4 protein-coding genes are annotated in these 5,475 nt (G+C 70.0%); all 4 read left to right on the top strand.

The window, feature by feature from the left end; genetic code table 11:
- Window positions 1–36: 36 nt before the first annotated feature.
- A complete protein-coding gene (locus tag D183_RS0109955; RefSeq protein ID WP_441365587.1) occupies window positions 37–1,473 on the top strand; it encodes a PTS fructose transporter subunit IIC in 1,437 nt (478 codons plus the stop codon).
- Window positions 1,474–1,564: 91 nt separating this feature from the next.
- The gene (locus tag D183_RS0109960) at window positions 1,565–2,833 is read left to right on the top strand and encodes a carbohydrate porin (RefSeq protein WP_017908857.1); all 1,269 of its coding nucleotides are present in this window, start codon (window positions 1,565–1,567) and stop codon (window positions 2,831–2,833) included.
- 593 nt (window positions 2,834–3,426) lie between these two features.
- Window positions 3,427–4,134 (top strand): response regulator, encoded by a 708-nt coding sequence (locus D183_RS0109965; RefSeq protein ID WP_017908858.1) that lies wholly within the window; start codon window positions 3,427–3,429, stop codon window positions 4,132–4,134.
- On the top strand, window positions 4,131–5,475 hold a 1,345-nt coding region (locus D183_RS24410; protein ID WP_017908859.1), incomplete at its 3' end, for a sensor histidine kinase. The genes D183_RS0109965 and D183_RS24410, both read left to right, overlap by 4 nt.

The raw sequence follows: 5,475 nt of genomic DNA on the forward strand, positions 1-5,475 counted from the left end.
TCGGTGCTGGCCGATGCCGGCGCGGTGCTGGCGCCGCTGCTGACCGCGGCCACCGACACCGACGGCCCAGCCGCTGTCGGCCGCACCGAGGGCGCCGGCAAGCGCATCGTCGCCATCACCTCCTGCCCCACCGGCATCGCCCACACCTTCATGGCCGCCGAGGGCCTGCAGCAGGCGGCCAAGGCGCTGGGCCATCAGATCCGGGTGGAGACCCAGGGCTCGGTCGGCGCGCAGGACGCGCTCAGCGCAGAGGAGATCGCCGCCGCCGACCTGGTGCTGATCGCCGCCGACCGCGAGGTCGACCTGGGCCGCTTCGGCGGCAAGCGCCTGTTCAAGAGCAGCACCAAGCCGGCGATCAACGACGGCCCGGGCCTGATCCGCAAGGCCCTGGCCGAAGCCAGCGTGCACGCCGCCAGCACCGGCGGCAGCGCCCCGGCCAAGGCCCAGGGCGGCCGCTCCGCCGGCCCCTACAAGCACCTGATGACCGGCGTGTCGTTCATGCTGCCCTTCGTCACCGCCGGCGGCCTGCTGATCGCGCTGGCGTTCGCGCTCGGCGGCATCTACGCCTTCGACGACGCGCACAAGGGCACGCTGGCCTGGTCGCTGTTCCAGATCGGCGCCAAGGCCGGCTTCACCCTGATGGTGCCCGCCCTGGCCGGCTACATCGCCTACTCCATAGCCGACCGCCCCGGCATCGCCCCCGGCATGATCGGCGGCATGGTCGCGGCGAACCTCGGCGCCGGCTTCATCGGCGGCATCCTCGCCGGTTTCATCGCCGGCTACGGGGTGGCCGCGCTGAACCGGGCGATCAAGCTGCCGCGCACGCTCGAGGGCCTGAAGCCGGTGCTGATCCTGCCGGTGCTGGGCACCCTGCTGGTCGGCCTGGCCATGCTCTACGTGGTCGGCCAGCCGGTGGCCGAACTGCTGGCCTGGCTCACCGAATGGCTGCGCGGCATGCAGGGCAGCAGTGCGGTGCTGCTGGGCCTGCTGCTGGGCGCGATGATGGCCTTCGACATGGGTGGGCCGGTCAACAAGGCCGCCTATGCCTTCTCCACCGGCCTGATCGCCAGCCAGGTGTACACGCCGATGGCCGCAGCGATGGTCGCCGGCATGACCCCGCCGCTGGGCATCGCCCTGGCCACCTGGGTGTTCCGCAGCCGCTTCACTCAGGACGAGCGCGGCAGCAGCGCCGCCACCGGCGTGCTCGGCCTGGCCTTCGTCACCGAAGGCGCGATCCCGTACGCCGCGCGCGACCCGCTGCGCACCATCCCCGCGCTGATGCTCGGCTCGGCGCTGGCCGGCGCCATCTCGATGGCCGCCGGCGCCGAGCTGAAGGTGCCGCACGGCGGCGTGTTCGTGCTGCCGATCCCCAACGCCGTCAGCCACCTGGGCATGTACCTGGTGGCGCTGCTCGCCGGCACCGTGGTCACCGCGGTGGCGCTGCGGGTGCTGAAGAAGCCGGTCGTCGCCTAGCCCTGTCCATGCGCCGGCGCGTCGCCATGCGATGCCCCTCCCCCGTCGCCGCTGGCGGCGCGCCGGCCTTTCCCTGCTGAGGAGTTCCGCCATGTCCCGTCCCCTCGTCTCGTCCCTGCCGCTGGCCACCCTGGCGCTGGCGCTCGCCGCACCGCTGGCCCACGCCCAGGACGCCAGCGACGCATTCAAGCTCAAGCTCGCCTACACCGGCGAAGGCGCCGTGTCGCTGGACGGCGGCAAGCACGAGGGCAGCGCCTACGCCGGGCAGCTGATGTTCGGCACCGACGTGGACCTGCAACGGCTGATGGGCTGGAACGGCGCAACGCTGAAGGTCTACGGCATCAACCGCCACGGCACCAACTTGGCCAACGGCAACATCGGCAACAGCACCTCGGTGCAGGAAATCTACGGCGGCCAGGGCACGCGCCTGGCCAACTTCACCATCGACCAGAAGCTGTTCAACGACCGCCTGGAACTGGAAGCCGGCCGCAGCGTGGCCAACATCCACTTCCTGGGCTCGGAACTGTGCGGCTACTTCCAGGGCAACTCGGCCTGCGGTAACCCGACCTTCGTGTTCCGCACCAGCAACTTCACCTACTGGCCGGTGTCCAGCTGGGCCGCGCATGCCAAGGCCTGGGTGACCCCGAACGTCTACGTCCACGTCGGCGCCTACGAGGTCAACCCGATCCAGGCCGAACGCGGCCAGCACGGCCTCAACTGGAGCACCAACGAAAGCACCGGGGTGATCGTGCCCTACGCGATCGGCTACAGCACCCAGACCAGTGGCGCGCGCCTGCCGGCGATGTACGAGATCGGCGGCTGGCAGGACAACTCCGATTACCGCGATCCGCTCAACGACCGCAACGGCAACCCGGCGCGGCTGAGCGGGCTGGACTACGCCACCCGCAGCGGCCGCTCCGGCGCGTTCTTCCGCTTCGAACAGCAGGTCACCCGCCCCGATCCGGACAGCAATCGCGGGCTGGTGCTGTTCGGCTCGGTGCTCAAGGGCACCTCCGGGCAGTTGATCGAAGATCATTTCCTGGAACTGGGCCTGGTCCAGCGCGGCACCTTCGCCAGCCGCCCGCAGGACAACATCGCCTTCGTCGTCACCCAGCAGCACTACAGCGACGACGCCCTGGAAGACCTGCGCCTGGCCCGCGCCGCGGCCGGCGGCAGCGGCACCCCGCACCGGTCGCAGACCATGATGGAACTGAGCTACGGCATCCAGGTCATCCCGCAACTGCGCATCGCCCCGAACCTGCACTACATCGTGCACCCGGACCAGTTCAACGAGCCGGCCCGTACCCGCGACCTGCCCAATGCCCTGGTGGCTGGATTGCGGCTGGATTGGGCGCTCTGAGGGGCCGGGATTCGGGAGTCGGGATTGGGGATTCGCAAAGGCGGACGGACTGCAGCCTGAAAGGCTGCGTGCAGACGCGGCGCGCGGTCTGACGCTGACAGCATCAGTGCAGACCGACTCATCCGCGCAGATGCCGACATGATTCACTCTCGATAGCGGCACGTTGAACGCACGAGGCCCCGGCATGCCGGGGCCTCGTGCGTTTTCTTCCCTTTGATTCCGATCGCAGTGGCGCTGCGCCGATCCGTCGGCGCCTGCGGGAGCGAAACGTGGCCGGCGAATCGAGATCCGTTCGATTCCGTGCGAGCCGTCTCCCTGGCGCGGGAGCGGTGACGTTGCCGACCCGTTCATGATGCCGCGGACCCGAAGGCGTGAGGATCGGCGGATGCCGCGGCCGACTATAGGATTTTTCCTACCCGGCGGATCAGGACCGGCGAGCGCGCAGCGATGTCATGGATGATAATGGTCATCACCGCATCGCAGAATCTGGATACACACTCCATCGAAGCTACATCGACGTATGTGAACGTAGTGACTTCGCCGCCGCCGATTACGACGGTTTTCCCACATCCCCGTTGCAAGCATTTCGCATCATGCGCATCCTGGTCGCCGAAGACGATACGTCCATTGCCGTTGCATTGCGCGACTCGCTCGCCGAGTGCGGCCACGTAGTGGACCATGTCGGCGACGGTGCTGCCGCCGAGCGCGCGCTCGGTAGCGAAAGCTATCAACTGCTGGTGCTGGACCTGGGCCTGCCGCGCCGCGACGGGCTACAGGTGCTGCAGCGCCTGCGCGCGCGCCGCGACGAGATCCCGGTGCTGGTGGTGACGGCGCGCGATGCGGTGGAAGACCGCATCCACGCGCTCGACCAGGGCGCCGACGACTACCTGATCAAGCCCTTCGAACTGTCCGAGTTCCTCGCCCGCACCCGCGCGCTCCTGCGTCGCAGCAGCAGCGGCGGCGTGCCGGAACTGGTGCTGGGGCAGCTGCGCATCAACCTGGCCGGGCGCCGGGTGTGGCTGCAGGACCAGCCGCTGGACCTGACCGCGCGCGAGTTCGCGCTGCTGGAGACCCTGCTGCTGCGCAGCGGGCGCGTGGTCAGCCGCAGCCAGCTGACCGAAGCGCTGTGCGACTGGCAGCACGAAATCACCGACAACGGCCTGGACATCTCCATGCACCGCCTGCGGCGCAAGCTGCACGGCGCCGGCGTCGGCATCCGGACCATCCGCGGCCTGGGCTATCTGCTGGAGGAGTCGCGCGCCGCCTCACCGGCCGCCGACCACGCACAGATGCCGCAGTGAGCGCGACCGCGGCCGCGCAGTCGCCGGCATACCGCCACCCCAGCCTGCGCCAGCGACTGCTGGCGTTCCTGCTGATTCCGACCATGCTGCTGATGCTGGTGGTGTCGGCACTGTTCTACCTGCTGATGCTCAAGTACACCAATCACGTCCACGACATGGACCTGAAGGAGGACACGCAGGGCCTGGCGAATGCGGTCAACGACCCCGGCGAGCGCATGCCGCTGACCCTGCAGGCGCGGCAACTGCTGGAGTACAGCAGCGACGGCCGGGTGTTCTTCAAGCTCGACAGCCGCCGCCACGGAGTGATCAGCGGCAGCACCCAGCCGATTCCGTCGCATCCGGATCCGGCCGAAGTCGGCCGGGTGATGCTGTACGACGACCGCATGGACAACGGCGTGCCGGTGCGTGTGGCCAGCCTGTTGCTGCCTTCGGCGCTGGAGCCGGGCGACTGGCTCACCGTGTCGGTGGCCGAGACCCTGGACGACCGTCACCGCCGCGCCCGCGAGATCCTGGTGCTGATGCTGCCGACCGAACTGCTGCTCACCTGCTCGCTGCTGGTACTGGTCTGGCATGGCGTGCGGGTCGGCCTGCGCATGCTGGAGCCGGCGGTGCGGCGGCTCGACGACAGCCAGCGCGACCTCAGCCCGGTATCCGGCCCCGACATCCCGGTGGAGATCGTGCCGCTGACCCAGGCCATCGACGGCCTGCTCGGCCGCCTCAAGCACATGATGGCGCTGCAGGAGCGCTTCCTCGCCGATGCCGCGCACCAACTGCGCACGCCGCTGGCCGGGCTGAGCATGCACGTGCAGCGCGCCCAGGCCAGCCAGCGTCCGGAAGACACCGCGCAGGCGCTGCAGCACATCCGCCAGTTGACCGACCGCGCCACCCGCACCTCCACCCAGTTGCTGGCGCTGACCCGCACCCAGGCCCCGCGCGAGAGCATCCGCCCGCTGCTGCCGCTGGACCTGTCGCAATGGCTGCCGCAGGCGCTGGCCGAGCGCATCCCCGACGCCCTGCACGCCGGCGTGGACCTGGGCTACGACGGCGGCGACGACGACGCGGCTGCGGCCTGGGTCGCCGCCGACGCCTATGCGCTGCGCGAACTGCTCGACAACCTGCTGGACAACGCGTTCCGTCACGCCGCCGGCCGTGTGGTCACGGTCAGCCTGCGGCGCGATCCGCTGTCCGTGCGCCTGGCCGTGGACGACGCGGGCAGCGGCATCGACGAGGCCCTGCTGCCGCGCCTGGGCGAGCGCTTCTTCCGCGCCCCGGACGCGCCCGAAGGCGGCACCGGCCTGGGCCTGGCGATCGTCGCCAACATCGCCGCCCGCCACCACGCCA

Source organism: Xanthomonas sp. SHU 199 (genome assembly GCF_000364665.1).
GTDB classification, from domain to species: domain Bacteria; phylum Pseudomonadota; class Gammaproteobacteria; order Xanthomonadales; family Xanthomonadaceae; genus Xanthomonas_A; species Xanthomonas_A sontii.

Bases quoted from the DNA above. Each gene is read 5' to 3' on its own strand.
- D183_RS0109965 (WP_017908858.1), top strand. From the start codon at position 3,427: ATGCGCATCCTGGTCGCCGAAGACGATACGTCCATTGCCGTTGCATTG.
- D183_RS0109960 (WP_017908857.1), top strand. From the start codon at position 1,565: ATGTCCCGTCCCCTCGTCTCGTCCCTGCCGCTGGCCACCCTGGCGCTG.